The organism is Microbispora sp. H10830 (genome assembly GCF_014161375.1).
GTDB classification, from domain to species: domain Bacteria; phylum Actinomycetota; class Actinomycetes; order Streptosporangiales; family Streptosporangiaceae; genus Microbispora; species Microbispora catharanthi.
Genome location: NZ_JABBWX010000008.1, coordinates 217,799 through 237,191, shown reverse-complemented (window position 1 = coordinate 237,191; position 19,393 = coordinate 217,799). Strand labels below are relative to the sequence as shown.

Below are 19,393 nucleotides of genomic sequence, written 5' to 3'. Positions count from 1 at the left end.
CGCTCTCAGGGGACGAGTCTGAGTTGGGGGCGGTGGGCGGGCAGGCCGATCAGCTCGCGTACGCGCGCCATGGGCCAGGCGAGCTCCCGGGCCAGCGCGGGCACGGTCAGCCCGGTCTCGGCCGCCGCCATCTCGAAGGCCTGGGCGAGCAGGACCGGCTGCTCGCCGGGGTAGCCCGACACCGGCTCTGTGGCGAAGCCCGGCTGTCCGCGCAGCGCGGCGAGTCGCTGATAGGCGCGCCCGGCCGCTGAGTCGGACAGCAGGCCGACCTCCCGGCACCGATACAGCAGGGAGTCGACCGACACGCCCCAGACGCGGCGCAGCTCCGCCAGCCGCCGCAGGTCCGCACGGGCGGGCAGGCCGGGCAGGATGCTGTCGCGCGGCGTGAGGAACTCCGCGGCGAAGGAGTCGGCCTCGCGCTCCTGCTGGCTGTCCCCGGCCGCCGCGTCCCCGTGCAACACCAGGTGCCCCAGCTCGTGGGCGGCGGTGAAGCGGTGCCGGTAGACGTCGTCGAAGCGGTTGGGCGTCAGCACGACGATGGGCCGCGGCAGGCTGGCGGTGGAGAAGGCGTCCACGGTGACCGCGTCCTCGTCGGCCTGGGGGAAGACGACGACGATCCCGCGGGACTCCATGTGCCGCACCAGGTGGCTGATCGGCCCGGTGCCGAGCCCCCAGTGGGCCCGCAGCGCGCGGGCCGCGTCCATGGGATCGCGGGGCAGGGCGCTGCCCGAGTGCACCTCGCCCCCGGCGAAGCCGGGCAGGTCCACGAAGGGGAGCCGCACCCGCTTCTCCAGCGCGTACGTCAGCTCCCAGACCTGTTCGACGAAGGCCACGGCCTTGGCGCGCTGGTAGGCCCGGGTGGAGCGCAGGCTGCGGAAGTGCGCCATCGAGCCGTCCAGCTTGCCGTGCGGGCGGCCCGGCAGGAAGAAGGCCGCGGGCACCGCGAGCACCTCGGCGAGGAGCGGGACCAGATCGGGACGCGGCCGGGTGACCCCGGCCTCGTACTGGCCGACGGCGGCGGGTGACACGCCGATGCGCTCGGCCACCTCCTTCTTCGTCAGCGCCGCCAGCCGCCGCGCCTGGGTGAGGCGGGTTCCGTCGAAGGCGTCCGCCACAGCCTGCGGGCTGGGTGCCGTGTTGCCGGATTCGGGGGGGACGGTCTCCTCGACCAGGCGCAGCCGGTCATCGTCCTTCATCGGCGGCGGCGTCCGGTGCGTACGGCGCCTCGCTCATCGGAGGCAGGGCGGTCGCGCGCTCGTACGGCGGGCGCGGATTCAAAGCCGGAGTCGGCATCGCGCCCCGGGCGAACGCGGACGCCTCGCCGACGGGGGCCGCCACCCCGGGCAGCTCCGCCGCGGGTGCCTGCCCGGCGAGCGGGATCGGCTCGCAGTGGTGCCAGCGCAGGCTGCCGGTGCGGTCGAGCAGCTCGGCCTCGCCCCACCACACGTCGAGCAGACCCGCCCTGGCGTTGCACGCGTACGCGATGAGCACGAGGCGGGTGCCCTCGGGCAGCCGGGTGAGCGCGCGGTCGGCCGGAGTCGCGGGCTCCGGCAGGGCGGCCTCGACGCCGCCGAGCGTGAGCTGCTCGGCCCAGGGTCGCGGGCCGAACCTGGTGAACAGCGCCTGCACCAGCCCGGACGGCCTGCCGTCGCCGATCCTGGCGTTGACCACGCTGACCGAGCGGTCCTTGGCGTAGCGGAAGGGGAACAGCAGGTTGCCGCCGAGCACGACGAGCTCGTGCTGCGAGCCAGGCGGCTTGACGGTCTCGACGTCGGGCATGTCCGCGAACGTGCTGGCCAGGGCCTCGAACTTGCGGGACATGAGCGTGAAACCGAACGGGTGGAGGAGCTCGGTCTGTGCCGTCTTCTGGGCGTCCTGGGCGTTCTCCAGCGCGAGCGCCAGTGCCTCGGCCACCCCCTGGCGGATCTGCTCGGCGCGCGGGCCGAACGTCTCCAGCGCCCAGGTCGACAGCATCGCCACCTCCGGTGTGCTCCGCGCAGTGCTGGTTTCCAGTGCTACTTCGTCCAGTGGCCACCGGACACCGAGGGCACTTTATTTTCCGACATCATAGTCCCGCGAACACTTCACACGTCACGTACGTCACACCTCTTTGACCGCCGGGGACGCCCGGGGACGGCTGGGGCCGACCGGGCTCCTTATGGTGAGGTATGGGGGAGATCCTGGTCGGCACCGCGTCGTGGACCGACAAGACGCTGCTGGAGTCGGGGTGGTATCCGCCCGGCGTCACGACGCCGGAGGAACGCCTGCGCCACTACGCGAGCCGGTTCCCGCTGGTGGAGGTCGACTCGACCTACTACGCGCCGCCCGCCGAGGCCACCGTACGGCTGTGGGCCGAGCGCACGCCCGCGGAATTCGTCTTCGACGTCAAGGCGTTCTCGCTGCTCACGCAGCATCCGACCCGGCCGGCCGCGCTGCCGAAGGACCTGAGGCCGAGCGGCGGCGGCAAGAACCTGTACGCCCGCGACCTCGACCGGAAGGTCGTGGACCAGGTCTGGGAGCGGTTCCTGTCCGCCCTGCTGCCGCTGCGGGAGGCGGGCAAGCTCGGGGCGGTGCTCTTCCAGTTCCCCCGGTGGTTCCCTATCGGCCGGGCGAACAAGCACTACATCCTGGAGTGCAAGCGGCGCTGCGAGCCGCTGCGGATTTCCGTTGAGTTCCGCAACCACACGTGGATGAGTGAGGAGAACCAGGCCGAGACCCTCGATTTCCTCCGTTCGTACGCCATTCCGTACGTGTGCGTGGACATGCCGCAGGGCTATCCGGACTCGATTCCGCCGGTCGTCGCGGTCACGTCCGACCTGGAGGTCGTGCGGTTCCACGGGCACAGCGACAAGTGGACCAGTCACGACATCCACGAGCGCTTCGGCTACCGCTACTCCCTCGAGGAGCTGGAGCGGTGGGCGCCGAGGCTGCGCGAACTCGGCGGCCAGGCGTCCACGACCCACGTGTTGCTGAACAACTGCTACCGCGACTACGCGCAGGTCAACGCCCGGCAGCTCGCCGCCGTACTGGCGGGCCTGCCGAATTGTGACGTACGCCCCCGGCAGGACGGGCCCGGCCGCGAGTTCACCGAGGAGAGGACCTGATGGAGACGAACCTGCCCAAGATCGGTAACCCGGCGACGCGGGCACTGGCCGGCGCGGGCTACACGCGTCTCGAACAGCTCACGCGGGCGACCGAGGCCGAGCTGCTCGCGCTGCACGGCATGGGCCCGAAGGCGATGTCGGTGCTGCGGCAGGCGATGGAGGAGCACGGCCTGTCCTTCCGCACTGGTTGAGCGGCCGGCCGGCCGTCGTGATTCGCCTTCGGGTGATCTCCAGATATGGCAGGATCCGGCATGTTCTGGTGAGGACCTTCGGCATCGCAGGGGAGCGCGACGAATGCGGGAAAGGTCGGAGCCGGCCGGTCGCGACCGCCGCTCGTGACGGGATCGGCCGTGCCTGCGCGCCCCCTCGATCCCGGTGACCCTCGCGAGATCGGCGGCCACCGGATGACCGGTGTGCTCGGCGAGGGCGGCCAGGGCACCGTCTACCTCGGGCAGGGCGCCGTCCGCCTCGGAGAGGACGGGGCGGGCGGTCTGGTCGCGGTCAAGGTGCTGCACACCAGGGCCGCGATGGACGCCGGCGCCCGCCGCCGGTTCCTCCGTGAGGCGGAGACGGCCCGCAGGCTCGCCCCCTTCTGTACGGCCCGCGTGCTCGACGCCGGATCCCACCACGGCCGGCCGTACATCGTCAGCGAGTACATCCCGGGGCCCTCCCTGGCCGCGGCGGTGGCCGAGGACGGCCCACGGACGGGCAGCGGGCTCCACCGCCTCGCCGTGGCCACGCTGACGTCCCTCGCCGCGATCCACCGCGCCGGGATCGTGCACCGCGACTTCAAACCCGGCAACGTGATCCTCGGGCCCGAGGGTCCGGTGGTCATCGACTTCGGCATCGCCCGCGCGGACGACCACACCGTCAGCGGGGCCGGCATGGCGGGCACGCCGGCCTTCATCGCTCCGGAACAGCTCGCCGGCGCCGAACCCGGCCCCGCCTCCGACGTCTTCAGCTGGGCCGTCACGATGGCGTACGCCGCCACGGGACGGCTGGCCTTCGCCGGCCCGAGCGTCCCGGCCGTGCTGATGGCCATCTCGACCCGCGAGCCCGACCTGTCCGGAGTGCCCGCCGATCTCCGCCCGCTCCTGGAGGCCTGCCTGGCGAAGGATCCCACGGCCCGGCCCACCACCGCCGGCCTGCTGCACGCGCTGACAGGAGGCGACGCGTCCGCCGCCGGGCTCCCCATGACGGTCCCCGACGACGCGCCGCCCACCACAGGACCGGCGGACGAGGTTCCGACGACCGCAGGTGCGGCGGGGCGGCCGCGCGCCTCCGGCCTGCGGCGGGGGTGGATCGCGGGACTCGCGGCGGGTGTGACGGCGGCGGCTGTCGCGGGCGGGGTCCTCCTGCTGAACGGACCGGGTGGCGGCGAAGTCCCGGAGGGCGGCGCCCCCCTCTACAGCGACGACTTCGGCGACCGAGGCGACTGGGACGGCTACGACTTCGTTCCCGACGCGGTGGGGGACCGGCGCACGACGCGGGGATACGAGATCGACCGGGGGGTCTACACGATCCGCGCCGACCACACCGATCCGTACAACCCAGCGCTGTCGCCCGTACCGGCCAAGACAGCGGCGGCCGAGGGGCGTGACGTGCTGGTCGGCGTGACGGCCGACCCGCGCGCGGGGTCGGCGGGGCAGGGCGGCTTCGGGTTGCTGTGCCGGTGGGACGAGGACACGCCGACGGGGTACGCGTTCCTGCTCGGCCTCGACGGCACGGCGCGGGTGGTCAGGAACGACCGGGGGAGCCGTCTGGACGTCGCACCGCCGGTGACGGTGACGCCCCCGGAGGCAGGACGGGCGGTGCGTCTCCAGGCCGCCTGCCGGGGCTCCCGTCTCACGTTCTGGATCGACGGCGAGCAGGTTCACGACGTCGTCGACCCCCAGGTCCTGCCGGCCGGGCCGCACAGCCAGGCGGGGATCGTCGCGCGCGTGCCCGAGGCCGGTGGCGGCACGGTCACCGTCTCCTTCGACGACTTCAGCGTCCGCAAGGCGGTGTGACGGAAGGTGCGGTGATGTTGAACCCGCATCTTTCGCCTAAAGTCACCTGAATGGCAGCAAACCGCACCCGGCTGGCATGGTTGGACGCCTTACGCGGGATCGCCGCTCCGGCCGTGGCGCTGCACCACTCGGCCTGGACCTTCCTCCCGGCCGTCTGGGCGGAGGTCGACCGCAGGGTCGACGTCGGCACGTGGGGCGTCTTCGTGTTCTTCCTGGTCAGCGGGTACATCATCCCGGCCTCACTGGAGCGGCGGGGCGACCTGCGGGCCTTCTGGACCGGCCGTGCCTTCCGGCTCCTCCCGCTGCTGCTCGCCGCGCTCGCCCTCGCGCTGCTCCTCGCGTACGCCGGGGTGTTCGCGACGTCGCCGGACCTCGACCGCCGGCCGCCGCCGCTCGTCGCGCTGGCGAACCTCACGATGCTGCAGGAACTCCTCGGCGTCCCCTCGGTGATCAACGTGATGTGGACGCTCTCCTACGAGATGGCGTTCTACCTGATGACGGCGGGGCTGTTCGCCGTACGGCAGGCGCACAGGTCGGCGCCGATCGCCGTGGTCCTCGCGGTGGCGGCCGTGCCGCTCGGGCTGCTCATGCCGGGCGCGACGATCAACGGCGGCGCGGACGTGGTCGCCGCGCTCATGGGCGCCGCGGTGGTCCTGGTCATCGTCGTGACCGTGACCGCGAACGGGCGCCTCAGGACGGCGGCCGCGGTGATCGGCGGCCTGCTCGGCCTGGCACTGGTGATCCTCGGCAGTCGGATCGGAGCAGGGCAGGGCCTGGTCATCGCGGCCGTGATGTTCGCCGGGACCGCCGTGTGGCGTGCCGAGCAGGGCACGCTCCGGCCGGTCCGGGCCGTCGCCGCCCTGCTGACGGTCCTCGTCTGCGGCGTCCTGGTGGCCGACGAGCCCGCCTGGGCCGCGGCGGTCCTGCTGGCGGCGGGCTTCTTCGCGCTCGCGTTCCGGCTGCGGCACCGGCCGTTCCCCCGGTGGCTCGCCCACCTCGGGGTGATCAGCTTCTCCCTGTATCTGCTGCATCCCCTCCTGCTGCGGGTCGTCCCGAACCTCCCGGTGTTCTTCCTCGTCCTGCTGGCGCTCGGTCACGTGGCGTACCGCCTCGTGGAGGCCCCCGGACAGCGCCTCGGCCGCCGCCTGAACGCGTACCTCCGCCGGTCCGCTATCGACGCGTGACGATTTCAGGGAGTGACAAAAACCCCGCTTGAGGCTATTCCGGAAATGGAATCGTACCCTGATCAGTGAATTGTCCGCGTCGTCGGAAGGAATTCGACTGTGCCGGGTGTGTCCGAGGGTTATGTGAAGCGGAGACCGTCGGCAGCGCGCATTACGGGAATTCTGCTGGGATCACTCGCCGGTTGGATGACGCGACGCCCCGTTCCCGGCGCACCCGGCGGAGTGCGACTGCCGCACTCGTCGGAGTTGCGGCTGGTCGTCATCGTCCTGGTCGTGGTGGAAATCGTCACGGCCGTCCTCGTCTCCGGCATGATTCCGCCCGAATTCAAGGCGGTGCACGCGTTGTTCGAGACGCTGCTGGTGCTCGCCGCCCTGGGAGCGGCGGCGGCGACCGCCCGCCATCCGCATCTCATCTCGTCCTCGCAGCTGATCCTGCGTACGGGATTTCTGGGCGAGCTCGCGGTCCCGCGGGATTCGGTCCGTTCCGTGTCCCCGGTCCTGCAGACGATCAAGGGACGTGGGCCTCGTGCCGTCGCGGGGGATCCCCATGCGATGGCGTGCTCGGTGGCGAGCACAGTCAACGTCCGCATCGAACTCGACCCCCCCGTGAACATCGACCTCGCGGGGACCGGGAAAAGGGCGGTGCGGAGGATTTACCTCTCGACCGAATCTCCGGACGTCGCTCGTGGCGTTCTGCAAAGCAACGGCTGATCTTCTCGTCCGCCGCGGAAAAATCGCGTCAACTCCGACCGGTGGCCGTGTGGGCGGCGCGTCCGCGGGGACCAGCGGCTCTGATGCCGGTACGCAGGAGGGGACGGGTCATGAGTGAGGACCGGGAACTCCACGACCCGCACCGTCAGGGCCATGAGGCGGGCGTCGAGGGCAGCTCCAAGATGACCGCCGAGCAGCTTCGTGAGGCGCTGGCCAGGGTGGGCAAGGGCGAGGACACGCAGTCGGCCAAGGCGGAGGCCGAGAGCGACCAGTGACCGCCGCACGACCGGGGCCGCCGGCTCCCCCAGGAAGCCGGCGGCCTTCCCGTGAGTCCCCGGTCAGCCGGCGTCGGAGAGCGCGTCCAGGCGGGCCAACTCCTCGTCCGTGAGGCGCAGCGCGGCGGCGGCGACGTTCTCGGTCAGGTGATCGGGGTTGCCGGTGCCCGGGATGGCCAGCACATGCGGCCCCAGCTGGAGCGTCCAGGCCAGCCGCACCTGCGCGGGGGTCGCTCCGTACGCGCGGGCCACGGCGCGCACCTCGTCCTGGTCCGTGCCGCTCGCCCCCGACTCGCGGCCCTCGCCGGCGATCGCGAAGAACGGCACGAAGGCGATTGCCTGCTCGCCGCAGGTGCGCAGGAGCCCTCGGCTGCGTGTGGCGCCGACGCCGTACCGGTTCTGCACGCTCACCACCGGCGCGATCGCCTGGGCCTGCGCGAGATGCTCCGGCCGGACGTTGGAGATCCCGAGGTGCCGGATGAGACCGGCCTCGCGCAGCTCGGCGAGCGCGCCGAAGTGTTCGGCGATCGAGTCGAGCCCCGCCTGGCGCAGGTAGACCAGGTCGAGGTGGTCACGGCCGAGCTGGCGCAGGTTCTCCTCGACCTGGCCGCGCAGCTGGTCGGGCCGGGCGAGCGGCAGCCACTCGCCGGACGGGTCCCGTCCCGGGCCCACCTTGGTCGCGATGACCAGGTCGTCTGGGTATGGCGCGAGCGCCCGGTTGATCAGCTCGTTGGCCGAGCGCAGCCGCGAGAAGTAGAACGCCGCCGTGTCGATGTGGTTCACGCCGAGGTCGACGGCGCGCCGCAGCACCGCGATCGACCGTTCGCGGTCGCTCGGCGTGCCGAGGTCGAAGGCGGCGCTGCCCGTCAGGCGCATCGCGCCGAACCCCATCCGGTTGACCGTGAGGTCGCCGAGCCGCCAGGTCCCCGCCGCCGCTGCGCTGATCGTCTCCGTACTCATCCCTGAAGGGTGCCATGAACCGGCGTCCCGGCGTCCCGGCGGGATCGGTCTTTCTCGTCGCTTCGCGTCTGATCGGAATTCCATGCGGGTACCGCCCGGGTAGGGACGGCGCGGTGGTCCGGCGCTCTCACCACCTGCGGAACACGCGCGTGAACGTGCCATTGAGGTAGTAATCATAATATTTCGCCTTCGTGGTCGTGTGGCCGTCCTCGTCCTTTAATCCTTCGAGTCGGAATAAGGAAGACTCATTATGTGCCGGCTGTTTCTCGGATTTCGTTGAGGAATCAATGGGTGGCAGGAGTTGGAGCCCCAATTTTCGCTGTTTTCTTTCCTTCTGGCCGGACGTACAGTTCACCTGTCCGGCCGCGGAGAGATCACCGGCGATTCTGGAGAGAGGCGAAGAATGACCGAACCGAAACCCCCGGAAGCGGCGACATGGGTTCCGGCGGCGAGCGACCCCCAGAAGCTCAGGGAGTGGGCCCGTGCGCGGAAGCTGGAGGTCAAAGGCATACACGGCAAGATGTCCATCCGGAACTCCCGGCCGTCCATGGACGAAGTCGGACTCCTGGCAGAGAAGCTGAACGCTCTGGAGTGGGCGAACGACCCCGACAAGGTCAGGACCACCCTCGTCGATCAGTTGAAGGGACCCCTCTACAGTGCCTGGCTCTACTACCTGCAGGAACAGGCCGCGCTGGATCGGGCCCGTGAGGAGCAGGAGCGGAAGGCGCGCCGGGAGCGGCTCAAGCAGAAAGCCGCGGCGGTGGCCGTCGAGTACCGCAAGCGACATGCCCACACCTCGGGGACGGTGGTCACCGGGCTTGTCGACCTGGAGACGGAAGACGTCTACGTCGGCCAGAGCGGCACGGCGAATCGCCTCACCCCCACGCTGCACCCCGTCATGTATGAGCTGCTCGGCGGGAGCGGTCCCGTCGCCCAGTGGCCGACGGATGTGTGCGGCGAGGTCAACGTGATGAACGAATACCTGCACAAGTCCAATTTCACCTCGGCGTCCCAAATTCCGAAGAACTCTCTGGTCTTCCATTCGGAGACATACAACTCCGGTGGCACCGTCATAAAAAGGCAGACCGGCAAGCCGGCCGTGAATACGCCGCACTGGGAGTCGCGGCGAGCCTGCAAGAACTGCGCGCGGTGGATCAACAGAATCGAGGCGGAAACGGCCTGAACGGGCAGATCCGGGGTCCGGCCGGTGAGGGGCGCCGACCGGCCGGAGCCGCGTCTCCGGAGCCGCGTCTCCGGAGGCGTGTCACCGGGGGGCGGGCAGGCCCATGCTGTCGGCGAGAGCGTCCATGACGGCGTCGAGTAGGGTGGCCCCGCTGTGACCCATGCCGGCGAACTGCCCCTGGACCTCCAGGCTCACCACGCCCTGGAGCTGGGACCAGGCCATCACGGTTCCGGTGAGAGCGGTCGCCGGATCTCCTTCCGGGGCGAACGCGCGCACCCACTCGGCGACCGCCGGGGTCTCCTCCACCCACCGCCGCATCTGCTCCCGCAGCGGTTCGGTCCCCGGTCGGCAGTGCCCCCCGGCGAACACCGGAAGGAAGGGCCCGAGCACGTTCCGGGCCCGCAGCACGCTCTCCGGGGGAGCCTGGTAGCCGGGAGAGGGCGTGCCGGCCAGCAACTGGAACAGGTGCGGATTGGCCACCGCCCATCCGTGGAAGGCCTGGGCCAGCGCGTGCAGCCGCTTCCGCGGCGCGCCCTCGCCGGCGGCGGCCCGTACGGCCGCCGCGACCTCGTCGAAGCCCTCCAGGATCAGCTCGGTCAGCAGGTCGTCGCGGCTGCGGAAGTATTTGTAAAGCGCCGGGCCCGTGACGCCGAGCTGTTTCGCCACCGCGTTCAGGCTCAGCGCCGCCGCCCCGCCCTCGCCGATCTGCACGAGGGCGAGCTGCTTGATCTCCGAACGGACCTGGTCTCGATAGCGCTGTCGCGGCGTTGACATCCTCTCATTATGGTGAGTGCCTCTCATCGGCGTCTCCCGCCTCATCGCGACTGCCGGGTCAGAGGGATCATCAACTTGTCTGCTTGAGCGCCGTCTGCTCGAGTGCGGCGAGCCAGGACCGGAGCGAGCCCTCCAGCGCCGCCCGCATCCCCTCGGGGTCGGCCTCGACGGGCGGGCCCGCCCACGACTCCCGGGTCCGTACGAGCACCCCTCCGTCGATCTCCTCGAAGGTCCATACGTGCACGCCCTCGATGCCGTGCGCCGGGCCGCCCCAGACGACGCGGCGGCCGGGGACGAGTTCGGCGACCGTCGAGGCGATGACCAGCCCGTGTGTCTGCCAGTCGAAGGTGGCGCCGACGGCGAGGTCGCCGCGCAGGCGCGCGGAGGAGACGCCGGGGTTCCAGCTCGGCCAGGCGTCGATGTCGGTCTGCAGCCGCCAGATCTTCTCGATCGGGGCGTGCACGGTGGTCTCCAGCTCGACGATGACGGGGGCGTTGCTGTCGATGTCCATCGTTCTTCCTCTCAGTTCTTCCTCTTAAGGGGGATGTCAGTTGTCGGAGATCCACGAGCCGTGGATGCCGGCCACGACCCGGCGGGGCAGGTGCACGGTCGCGACCGGGGGCCGGCCCAGGTCGGCGGCGTCCAGGACCAGCAGCTGGGAGGCGTCGGCGTGCAGGTCGCTCACGACCGTCAGCAGGTAGCCGTCGTCCTCGTTGACCGCGCCGGCGTCGGGCACGAAGACGGCCTCGCTCGGCAGCCGCCCGTCGCCGACCGGCAGCACCTGCCTGCCTCCGGAGACCCGGTCGTACTTGACCACGCCGTAGCCGCCCACGCCCCGGTCGTCAGGGAAGGAGATCGCGTACTGGTAGCGGTGCTCGCGCCCGAGCAGGTCGTCGTTGATCGTGGGGAACTCGACCACCAGGTCGTCCACGAGGTCCTCGGCGACCTTGTCCGCCCGCATGTCGACGACCCACCGCCGGGTGAAGGAACGCGAGTTCGGCACGGCGCCGTGCCCGGGCAGCCCCGCCCACCACTTCCACGAGTGCCGGAACCCGTCGCGGCCCATGGCCGGCCCTTCGAGGACGATCCGGCCTTCGGCGTCCTCGTACGCGTTGGCGACGTGCAGCAGGCTGCCGGGCTCGATGGCGAACCACCGGATCCTCGCCGCGCCGCCCCGGCCGCGCGGCATCACGCCGATGCGGGTGACCTGGTCGTCGCTCCAGGAGTACGGGATGCCGGAGGTCTCGGTGTGGTCGAAGGTCACCGAGCCCTCCACGAACACGACGAAGTGCTCGGTGATCGCGAAGTCGTGCTTGAGCGAGGCGGTCGCGCCCGGCACCTTCTCGCTGAGCTCGATCTCGCCCGTCTGGGAGGCCACGTGATAGACGAGGTGGGGCGGGAACGGCGAGGAGCCGAAGAAGTGCAGCTCACCGGTGACCGGGTCGCTCTTGGGGTGGGCGGTCATCATCGTCGTGAGCTTCCCGCCGAAGTCGTACGCCCCGACCGTCTCCAACTCGGGGGTCAGCTCGAAGGGGTGGTTGGCCTCGCACAGCGCCAGCAGCCTGCCGGCGTGCTCGATCACGTGGGTCCCCGCGGTGCTGGCGGTCAGGTCGGGCCCGTTCTCCGTCATGTACGGCGCGCCGTCGAGGGCGGGGGTGCGCACCCAGCGGTTGCGATACCACTCGGCCCGGCCGTCCCGCAGCCGGATGCCGTGGACCATGCCGCTGCCCTTCCACCAGTGGGTGGGCGTGACGCCCGGAAGGGGGTTGTGGCTGTTGCGCACCAGCCGGCCGGTCAGCTCGGCGGGCAGCGTGCCCTCCACCACCAGGTCGCGGGCGGTCACCTCGTCCATGTGCGGGGTGAAGTGACCGGTCAGGTAGGGCTTGTTCATCGGATGCGTCCTTTCACGAGAGCGGCGGTCGCCGCGATGAGGGAGATGGCCGCCGCCGCCAGGAACGCGTGGCGGTAGCCGGTGACACCGCCCGGGGCGAGGCCCGCGACCGAGGTGAGGACGGCGAGGCCGAGCGCGCCGCCGACCTGCCGTGTGGTGGTGATGAGGCCGCTCGCGGCGCCCGCCCGCTCGCCGGGCACCCCGGCGACGCCGAGCGCGGTCAGCGGCACGAACGCCAACCCCAGTCCCGCGCCCACCAGGACCGTCGGTCCCAGCAGGTCGACGAGGAAGGTCCCGTCCTCCGGCGCCCGCGCCAGCCAGGCCAGCCCGGCGGCCAGCGTCAGCAGGCCGGGAACGAGTGTGCGGCGCAGCCGGCCCGCCGCGAGCGGCGCCAGGACGAGCGTCAGCGCGAGGGGGAGCTGGGTGAGCCCCGCCTCCAAGGGCGAGTAGCCGAGCACCCGCTGCTGGTAGAGCGGCAGGAAGAAGAACGTGCCGACCCAGACCATCCCGAGCAGCAGCATGAGCACGTTCCCGATGCCCACGTCGGCCGTGCGCAGCAGGCTCGGCGGGATCAGCGGCGCTGCCGCCTGTCGCTCCACCCGCCGCTCCCACAGGGCGAACACGCCGAGCAGGGCCACGCCCGCGGCGATCGGCGCCCATCCGCCGCCGCCCAGGCCGTAGGCGATGCCGAGCAGGCCCAGCGTCACCGACAGCGTTCCCGGCAGGCCGCCGCCGCGCGGCGGCCCGTCGTCGCCCGGGACCAGGCGCGGCACGGCGGCCAGGACGAACGCCGCGACGGGCACGCCGACGGCGAAGACCGACCACCATCCGAGCGCGTCGGTCAGCAGCCCGCCCAGCAGGACCCCGGCCGCGCCGCCCGCCGCCGAGACCGAACCCCACACGCCGAGCGCCCGGCCGCGTGCGGCGCCGGTCGGATACAACGCGAGCAGGATGGCCAGCGCGGCCGGGGAGAGCACGGCGGCCCCGACGCCCTGGACGGCCCGCGCCGCGATCAGCATCCCGGCTCCCGGGGAGAGCGCGGCCCCGGCCGAGCCGGCCGTGAACAGAGCCATCCCCGCGGAGAGGGCCCGCCGCCCGCCGTACAGGTCGGCGATCCTGCCGCCCGCGGGCAGCAGCGCCCCGAAGGCGATCAGGTACGCGTTGACCACCCACGACAACGCGGCGGCCGACAGGCTCAGGTCGTCGCCGACGGCGGGCAGTGCCACGTTGACGATCGAGGTGTTCAGCACCACCAGGAACTGCGACGACGCCAGCAGCGCGAGCGAGGCACCGCGGGCGCGGACCGACACGAGCATGACACCTCGTTCCGTTGGTTAAGGGCTATAACCAGAGTATGTGATCCTAACTCGATTGACGTCAAGCCGGCGCCGTCCGCGTGCGCGTGAGGCCCGTGCGCGAAAGGCCCCGGGCACGAAAAAGGGCCGGACTTCCGGGGAATGGGAAGTCCGGCCCTGCGCGGAGCGGTGCCGGGTGACCGGCGGTCCTTCGGTGACTCAGGGGGTGTAGATCTCCTGCACCTTGACGATCGCGCCGCGATAGACGGTGATGAGCGCCGGATGATGCATGGACTTCATCCGGGAGACCAGCTCACTCCGGGAGCACCGCTTCGCCCCCAGGCCGCCGTTCTTCACGGTCACCGTGGTGCCCTTGCACCCGGTGGCGCTGTAGAACACCACGTTCTTCGCCACGGGAGAGGCGTAGGCCGTGACGTCACCCTCGGGCGGGCCCTCGAAGTACCCCTCGGTGTGGCTGTCCTTCACCCACCTGATCGGCTCGTATTCCGCCACCCCGGACCGGTAGTGCGTGACCCAGCCCCGCAGGATGCCGTCGTGTCGCGGCGAAATGTGCTTGGTGAAGTCATGGTGGGGGTCGCTCTGGAACGACGTGCCGTAAGGCTTGGGCGTGGCGAACTTCGGCACGGCGGCGGCGTCGGCAGGGAGCGCCGCCGCGGAGAGCAACGCGGCGGCCGCGGCGGCGGGGAGAACGACGCGGAGCAGGGTGAGCTTCATGCTCTGTTGGAGTCCGGGCCCCGCGGAAAGGTTCGCGCGAACCGGGCGGATTTCCGTAAGCGACCATGCCCGGCCCCCACGACGTCGCGTCTCGATCGCCACGGGACGCCGAGTGCGGTGCTCGCTCCCGGCATGCGGCGCCACCGGCAGGGCGCGGAGAACGCCTCAGCGGGCCTCGTGCTCGTCCCGCCGCGCGGTGTCCGCCGCGGCCCTGAGCCGGGCGTTCTCCTCTTCGAGCGCGCGCAGCCGCTCCTGAGCGTCCGCGGAGACGGGTGCCGTACGCGCCCGGGCGGCCGGGGCGTCGTCCTCGTCGCCGAGCTTGCCGGTCTCCCTCTTGAGGATCCGCAGCGACTGCCCGACGGCCTTCGCGGTGTCCGGCAGCCTCTTCGCGCCGAAGAGCAGCACGAGCACCACGAACACGATCATCCAGTGAACAGGGCTGAGCGAACCCATGGCGGGGTTCTCCTCTGGTCGTCGTTTTGCCTGCTCACAGGCTATTTCATCGGGGTGAGGGCCGGCGTGGGGCGTTCGGTCAGACGGCGGGGCGCAGCGCGAGCCGGACGCCGATGTGGGCGTGGGTGGCCAGCAGCCAGGCGGCGCTCACCCACACCGAGGCGGTGGACCCGGCGAAGATCTGCGCCACCATCGTGACCGGGAACCACAGCCCGGCGAGCAGCGGCAGCCAGCGCAGCGCGCCGCGGTAACGGCCGGTGACCGCCACGGCGATGCCGAGGACCAGCATGCCGAGCATGCTGAGCGGCCAGCAGGCGTCGAGGATCATCAGCGACAGCGGGAAGTCGTCGTGGGTGGCGTAGCCGAACGAGAGCGCGTTCAGCAGGAACGCGCCGGGAAGCGACACGAGCAGGCCCGCCGGGATGATCCGGCCCCACCTGGCGCCCGTGGCCCGGGTGGCCAGCACGAGCGCGACGAAGCCGAACACCCCGGCCACGAACAGCATCCCGGTCACGGTGTCGAGCGTCTGGATGCCCTTCTGGATGTCGTCGCCGACGATGACCGTGCCGGCCGCCCAGGCCGCCGCTCCGGCGGCCAGCAGCACTCCGGCCATCCGGGTCCAGGGCGGCGCCGCCACGGCCGGAGCCGCCGCCGCGGCCGGTTCCTGTGGATTGACGTTGCTGGGCGTGATGTGAACGGACATGATCGTCCCCCTCCTGGCGGAAGCCTTCGTCGCGCGACCCTCCGGCCGTGCCGCGACCGGTGGTGCCGTGACCACGGTCTCCGCGCCGCGTCCCGGGCCGACAGAGAGCGGGGCCACCACCGCGCCCGCACCGGTCCGGGGCACGCGTCCCGGGCGGAAACGGGACACCGGTCCCATGCCGGGAAGGGCGGCCCTGTGGCACGCTGGACCGCGTGCCCGGCCCTTCTGACGCCTCTCGCCGTCTCGGGGCCGCCGCGACGGTGCTCGCGGCCCTGTCCGTCGTCGCCGCCGCGTCCGCCACCTGGATCGAGATCGCGACCGGACCGGTGATCCGGCCCGAGCCGCTCGACTGGGCCGTGTGGTCGTCCACCGTTCCGGGCGTGGCCCTCGCCGTCGCCGGCGGGGTGCTGGCCGCCCGCCTGCCCGCGCACCCGATGACCTGGCTGCTGATCGGCGGCGGCGCGGTGTCCTGCCTCAACGGCCTCGCCGGCGGCTACGCCGTGCTGTCCCTCACCCGGCACGGCGGCACGCTGCCGCTGACCGGAGTCGCCGTGTACGCGGGGGCGAGACTCGGGCCGCTGCTCAACCTGGTGCCGCTGCTCGTGCTGCTGCTCTTCCCCGACGGCAGGCTGCCGTCGCCGCGCTGGCGGTGGGCCGCGTCGCTGTCGCTCGGCGCCACCGGCCTCGCCGTGCTCGTCTTCCTCACCGTTCCGTGGCGGGTGCAGTCGCCGGGGGAGCCGTGGCGGGGCCCCGGGCTCGACCTGCCGATGCCGCCTGTGCCGGACGCCTTCTGGCGGATCGCGATGGCCCTCACCCCGGTGGCGCTGGTGCTGAGCCTCCTGGTGTCGCTCGCGGCCTTCGTCCGGCGCTTCCGGGGGTCGTCCGGCGCGCGCCGCGCACAGTTGCGCTGGATGTTGCTGGCGGCCCTGCTCAACGGCGTGCTGATCTTCGTGCCCGCCGTGGTGGAGGGGGCGCCGCAGGACCTCACGTTCGTCGTCTCCCTGGTGGCGATCGCCGTCGCCGTCCTGGTGGCCGTCGGCCGATACCGGCTGTACGACATCGACCCCGTGCTCGGCTGGACCCTCCTCTACGGCGGCCTGGCGGTGGCCGTCGTCGCGATCGACGTCCCCGTCTTCGTGGGGCTGGGCGCGCTCATCGACGAGCCGGTCGCGGCCGTGCTCGCCGCCGCCGCGGTCGCCGTCGTCTACGCGCCGCTGCGCGAGCGGGTCCGCCGCTGGGTGGACCGCGTCCTCGCCGGGCGGGCGGAGCCGTACGACGTCGTCTCGGCCCTGGCCCGGCGGCTTGAGGAGTCGGTGAGCCCGGAGGAACTGCTGCTCACCGTGGCCGGGGCGGTGTCCACGGCGCTGCGCTCGCCGTACGTGCGGGTGGAACTCGACCGCGCCGACGGCCGCACGCTCGTGGTCGAGCACGGCGCCCGGCGCGACGACGTCCTCGTCCTTCCCTTCGCCTACCGCGCGGCTCCGATCGGCCGCCTCGTCCTCGTCCCGCGCGCGGGCGCGCCGCTCGCCGACGCCGACCAGCGGCTGCTCGCCGACGTCGTACGGCAGGCCGCGGCGGCCGTACGGGCCACGGCCCTGGCCGAGGAGCTCCAGCACAGCAGGGAACGCCTGGTGACGGGCGTCGAGGAGGAACGCCGCAGGCTGCGCAGAGACCTCCACGACGGGCTGGGGCCCACGCTCGCCGCCGCCGCGCTGAAGGTCGAGGCCGCGGGCAACCTGGTGACCCGGGACCTCGGCGCCGCCCACGAGGCGCTGCACGAGGTGCGGGCCGACCTGTCGTCCGTGCTCGGCGACGTACGCCGGCTCGTCCACAACCTGCGCCCGCCGGCCCTGGACCAGTTCGGCCTGGCGGGAGCGCTGCGGCAGGAGGCCACCCGGTTCCGGGAGGGCGGGCTGACCGTACGCGTGGACGCGGCGGGCGACCTGACCGGACTGCCGGCCGCGACCGAGGTGGCGGCCTACCGGATCGTCTGCGAGGCTCTGGTCAACGTCGCGCGGCACGCGGACGCCGGCACCTGCGAGGTCCGCCTGACGGCGACCGGAAGCGAACTGGAGGTCGAGGTGCTCGACGACGGGAGTGGGGTGCGGCCGGGAGCCCTGGTCGGCGTGGGCCTGCTCGGCATGCGGGAGCGGGCGGAAGAGCTCGGCGGGAGCTGCTCCGTCACCTCCCGCGACGGCGGCGGCACCCGCGTCCACGCCGTTCTTCCCGCGGAGGCGACGCGATGACCGCCGGCCCGTCCCCCGATGGCGCCGGTATGCCCACCGTGCTGCTCGCCGACGACCATCCCGTCTACCGCAACGGCCTGCGGATGATGCTCGCCTCCACGGGTGAGGTCGAGGTGGTCGGCACCGCGGCCGACGGCGAGGAGGCCGTCGCCCAGGCGATGACGCTCCGCCCGCGCGTCGTGGTCATGGACCTGCAGATGCCGCGGCTCGACGGCGTCCAGGCCACCCAGCGCATCGTGGAGACCTGCCCGGAGACCCACGTGCTCGTGCTGACCATGCACGAGGACGACGAGAGCGTCTTCGCGGCCATGCTGGCCGGAGCCCGTGGTTACCTGCTCAAGGGCGCCGACCAGACGGAGATCCTGCGGGCCGTCGCCGCCGTCGCCGGCGGCGAGGTCATCTTCGGGCCCGCGCTGGCCGGGCGGGTGACCCGCTACTTCAGCAGGCTCGCCGCCGTCCGGCCGCGGGAGCAGGACCCGTTTCCGCAGCTCACCGCCCGGGAGCGGGAGATCCTCGATCTCATCGCGGCCGGCCTGTCCAACACCCGCATCGCCGAGCGCCTGTCGCTGTCGCCCAAGACGGTGCGCAACAACGTGTCCAACGTCTTCGCGAAGCTGCAGGTCGCCGATCGGGCGCAGGCGATCGTACGAGCCCGTGAGGCCGGTTTCGGCCGCTGATCCGCGTCACGTTCGTCACTTGGGGCACTGGGGATCATGAAGGGAGGAAGCGCGGAATCCCCCGCCCGCTGAAACAGTCGGTTCCCTGCGACTGTCATGAGCCCCTGACTGTGATGGGCGTGCGACTGTGGTGGGCATGTGACTGCGGGGGGCACCGTGCGACGGTGATGGGCAAGATCCTGGTCGGTACGGCCTCCTGGACGGACAAGTCGCTGCTCGCCTCGGGCTGGTATCCGCCCGAGGCGTCCACACCCGAGGCCAGGCTCGGCTACTACGCGGGCCGGTTTCCCCTGGTGGAGGTGGACGCCACCTACTACAACCCGCCGGCCCGGCGTACGGCCGAGCTGTGGCGTGACCGTACGCCGAAGGACTTCACCTTCAATGTGAAGGCGTTCTCCCTGCTCACCGGGCATCCGACCCGGCCGGCCGCGCTCTACAGGGACCTGCGGGCCGTGCTGGGGGAGCCCAGACGGACGCTCTATCGGCGCGACCTTCCGCCTGAGGTCGTCGAGGAAGTGTGGCGCCGGTTCCTCGGCGCGCTGGAGCCGTTGCAGGAGTCGGGGAAACTCGGCGCGGTGCTGTTCCAGTTTCCGCAGTGGTTCCCGCCGGGTGGTGCGAACCGCCGCTACATCCTCGAATGCCGCGACCGCTGCCTGCCGATGCGCGTGTGCGTCGAGTTCCGCAACGCGGCCTGGATGGACGAGGCCACCCGGGGGGACACCCTCGACTTCCTGGTCGCCAACGACGTGCCGTACGTCGGAGTGGACATGCCGCAGGGGCATCCCTCGTCGGTCCCGCCGGTGCTCGCGGCCACCTCCGACCTCGCCGTCGTCCGCCTGCACGGTCACTCGGAGAAGTGGACGAGCCGCGTCATCGAGGAGCGGTTCGGCTACCTCTACTCGGAGGAGGAGCTCCGGCACTGGGCCGGCCGGATCGCGGACCTGGCCGCCCGTACGGCGACCACGCACGTGCTGACCAACAACTGCTGCGCCGACAACTCCCAGCGCAACGCCGCACGCCTGGTCGAACTGCTCGAGGAGCGGGGCGCCGACGTCGCCAGGCCGTCCGCCGGAGCACCGTGAGACGCGGCTGGAGCCCAGTGGCCCGCGCGGTCAGCGGTGACGGAACACGGCCGAGGGAGCGGAGGGTGGCGCTTCTTTCGATGGCACCGCTATTTCGATGGCACTGCGGAA

The 19,393-nt window shown here is 71.9% G+C and carries 20 protein-coding genes; 10 read left to right on the top strand and 10 right to left on the bottom strand.

Translation table 11 applies throughout. The features are described from left to right. Positions 1–5: 5 nt before the first annotated feature. Entirely contained in the window at positions 6–1,196 is a 1,191-nt protein-coding gene (locus tag HHX35_RS21745) for an ImmA/IrrE family metallo-endopeptidase (protein WP_182900574.1), read from the bottom strand. Further along, positions 1,183–1,974 (bottom strand): hypothetical protein, encoded by a 792-nt coding sequence (locus HHX35_RS21740; protein ID WP_182900573.1) that lies wholly within the window; start codon positions 1,972–1,974, stop codon positions 1,183–1,185. The genes HHX35_RS21745 and HHX35_RS21740 overlap by 14 nt, the downstream gene beginning before the upstream one ends. A gap of 194 nt (positions 1,975–2,168) precedes the next feature. Between HHX35_RS21740 and HHX35_RS21735 the strand changes: the two genes are divergently transcribed. The 6 genes from HHX35_RS21735 (at position 2,169) to HHX35_RS21710 (ending at position 7,283) form a co-directional block, all read left to right on the top strand. Then, a complete protein-coding gene (locus HHX35_RS21735) occupies positions 2,169–3,104 on the top strand; it encodes a DUF72 domain-containing protein (RefSeq protein ID WP_182900572.1) in 936 nt (311 codons plus the stop codon). Continuing rightward, positions 3,104–3,295, top strand: coding sequence for a DNA-binding protein (locus HHX35_RS21730; protein WP_182900571.1), 192 nt, complete (start codon positions 3,104–3,106; stop codon positions 3,293–3,295). The genes HHX35_RS21735 and HHX35_RS21730 overlap by 1 nt, the downstream gene beginning before the upstream one ends. Before the next feature lie 159 nt (positions 3,296–3,454). Continuing rightward, complete coding sequence (locus tag HHX35_RS21725) at positions 3,455–5,113, top strand: serine/threonine-protein kinase (protein ID WP_182900570.1); 1,659 nt, start codon at positions 3,455–3,457, stop codon at positions 5,111–5,113. Between the two features lie 50 nt (positions 5,114–5,163). Next, positions 5,164–6,297: an acyltransferase gene (locus HHX35_RS21720; RefSeq protein WP_182900569.1), complete on the top strand. Its 1,134-nt coding sequence runs from the start codon at positions 5,164–5,166 to the stop codon at positions 6,295–6,297. Positions 6,298–6,543: 246 nt separating this feature from the next. Beyond that, positions 6,544–7,008, top strand: coding sequence for a hypothetical protein (locus HHX35_RS21715; RefSeq protein WP_182900568.1), 465 nt, complete (start codon positions 6,544–6,546; stop codon positions 7,006–7,008). A gap of 110 nt (positions 7,009–7,118) precedes the next feature. Then, a complete protein-coding gene (locus tag HHX35_RS21710) occupies positions 7,119–7,283 on the top strand; it encodes a hypothetical protein (RefSeq protein WP_182900567.1) in 165 nt (54 codons plus the stop codon). A 63-nt stretch (positions 7,284–7,346) separates the two neighbouring features. On the opposite strand, the gene HHX35_RS21705 is transcribed toward HHX35_RS21710, so the two are convergent. Next, positions 7,347–8,243, bottom strand: coding sequence for an oxidoreductase (locus HHX35_RS21705; protein ID WP_182900566.1), 897 nt, complete (start codon positions 8,241–8,243; stop codon positions 7,347–7,349). 403 nt (positions 8,244–8,646) lie between these two features. Between HHX35_RS21705 and HHX35_RS21700 the strand changes: the two genes are divergently transcribed. Further along, positions 8,647–9,426: a hypothetical protein gene (locus HHX35_RS21700; RefSeq protein ID WP_182900565.1), complete on the top strand. Its 780-nt coding sequence runs from the start codon at positions 8,647–8,649 to the stop codon at positions 9,424–9,426. 81 nt (positions 9,427–9,507) lie between these two features. Here HHX35_RS21700 and HHX35_RS21695 read toward each other — a convergent pair whose 3' ends face one another. From HHX35_RS21695 to HHX35_RS21665, 7 genes are all read right to left on the bottom strand, one after another. Next, positions 9,508–10,200, bottom strand: coding sequence for a TetR/AcrR family transcriptional regulator (locus HHX35_RS21695; protein WP_220505715.1), 693 nt, complete (start codon positions 10,198–10,200; stop codon positions 9,508–9,510). Positions 10,201–10,270: 70 nt separating this feature from the next. Beyond that, entirely contained in the window at positions 10,271–10,711 is a 441-nt protein-coding gene (locus HHX35_RS21690) for an SRPBCC family protein (protein ID WP_182900563.1), read from the bottom strand. A 36-nt stretch (positions 10,712–10,747) separates the two neighbouring features. Continuing rightward, positions 10,748–12,091: a carotenoid oxygenase family protein gene (locus tag HHX35_RS21685; RefSeq protein WP_182900562.1), complete on the bottom strand. Its 1,344-nt coding sequence runs from the start codon at positions 12,089–12,091 to the stop codon at positions 10,748–10,750. Then, positions 12,088–13,407 (bottom strand): MFS transporter, encoded by a 1,320-nt coding sequence (locus HHX35_RS21680; RefSeq protein WP_182900561.1) that lies wholly within the window; start codon positions 13,405–13,407, stop codon positions 12,088–12,090. Before HHX35_RS21680 ends, HHX35_RS21685 begins: the two co-directional genes overlap by 4 nt. A gap of 198 nt (positions 13,408–13,605) precedes the next feature. Further along, complete coding sequence (locus HHX35_RS21675; protein ID WP_182900560.1) at positions 13,606–14,121, bottom strand: hypothetical protein; 516 nt, start codon at positions 14,119–14,121, stop codon at positions 13,606–13,608. Positions 14,122–14,286: 165 nt separating this feature from the next. Further along, entirely contained in the window at positions 14,287–14,574 is a 288-nt protein-coding gene (tatA, locus tag HHX35_RS21670; protein ID WP_182900559.1) for a Sec-independent protein translocase subunit TatA, read from the bottom strand. Positions 14,575–14,653: 79 nt separating this feature from the next. Next, on the bottom strand, positions 14,654–15,277 hold the full coding sequence (locus tag HHX35_RS21665; RefSeq protein ID WP_182900558.1) for a hypothetical protein: 624 nt from the start codon (positions 15,275–15,277) through the stop codon (positions 14,654–14,656). A gap of 212 nt (positions 15,278–15,489) precedes the next feature. On the opposite strand from HHX35_RS21665, the gene HHX35_RS21660 reads away from it, so the two are divergent. The 3 genes from HHX35_RS21660 (at position 15,490) to HHX35_RS21650 (ending at position 19,282) form a co-directional block, all read left to right on the top strand. After that, positions 15,490–17,523, top strand: coding sequence for a sensor histidine kinase (locus HHX35_RS21660; RefSeq protein ID WP_182900557.1), 2,034 nt, complete (start codon positions 15,490–15,492; stop codon positions 17,521–17,523). After that, a complete protein-coding gene (locus tag HHX35_RS21655; protein ID WP_225898822.1) occupies positions 17,520–18,200 on the top strand; it encodes a response regulator transcription factor in 681 nt (226 codons plus the stop codon). The genes HHX35_RS21660 and HHX35_RS21655 overlap by 4 nt, the downstream gene beginning before the upstream one ends. A 167-nt stretch (positions 18,201–18,367) precedes the next feature. Further along, complete coding sequence (locus HHX35_RS21650) at positions 18,368–19,282, top strand: DUF72 domain-containing protein (RefSeq protein WP_182900710.1); 915 nt, start codon at positions 18,368–18,370, stop codon at positions 19,280–19,282. Positions 19,283–19,393 lie beyond the last annotated feature (111 nt).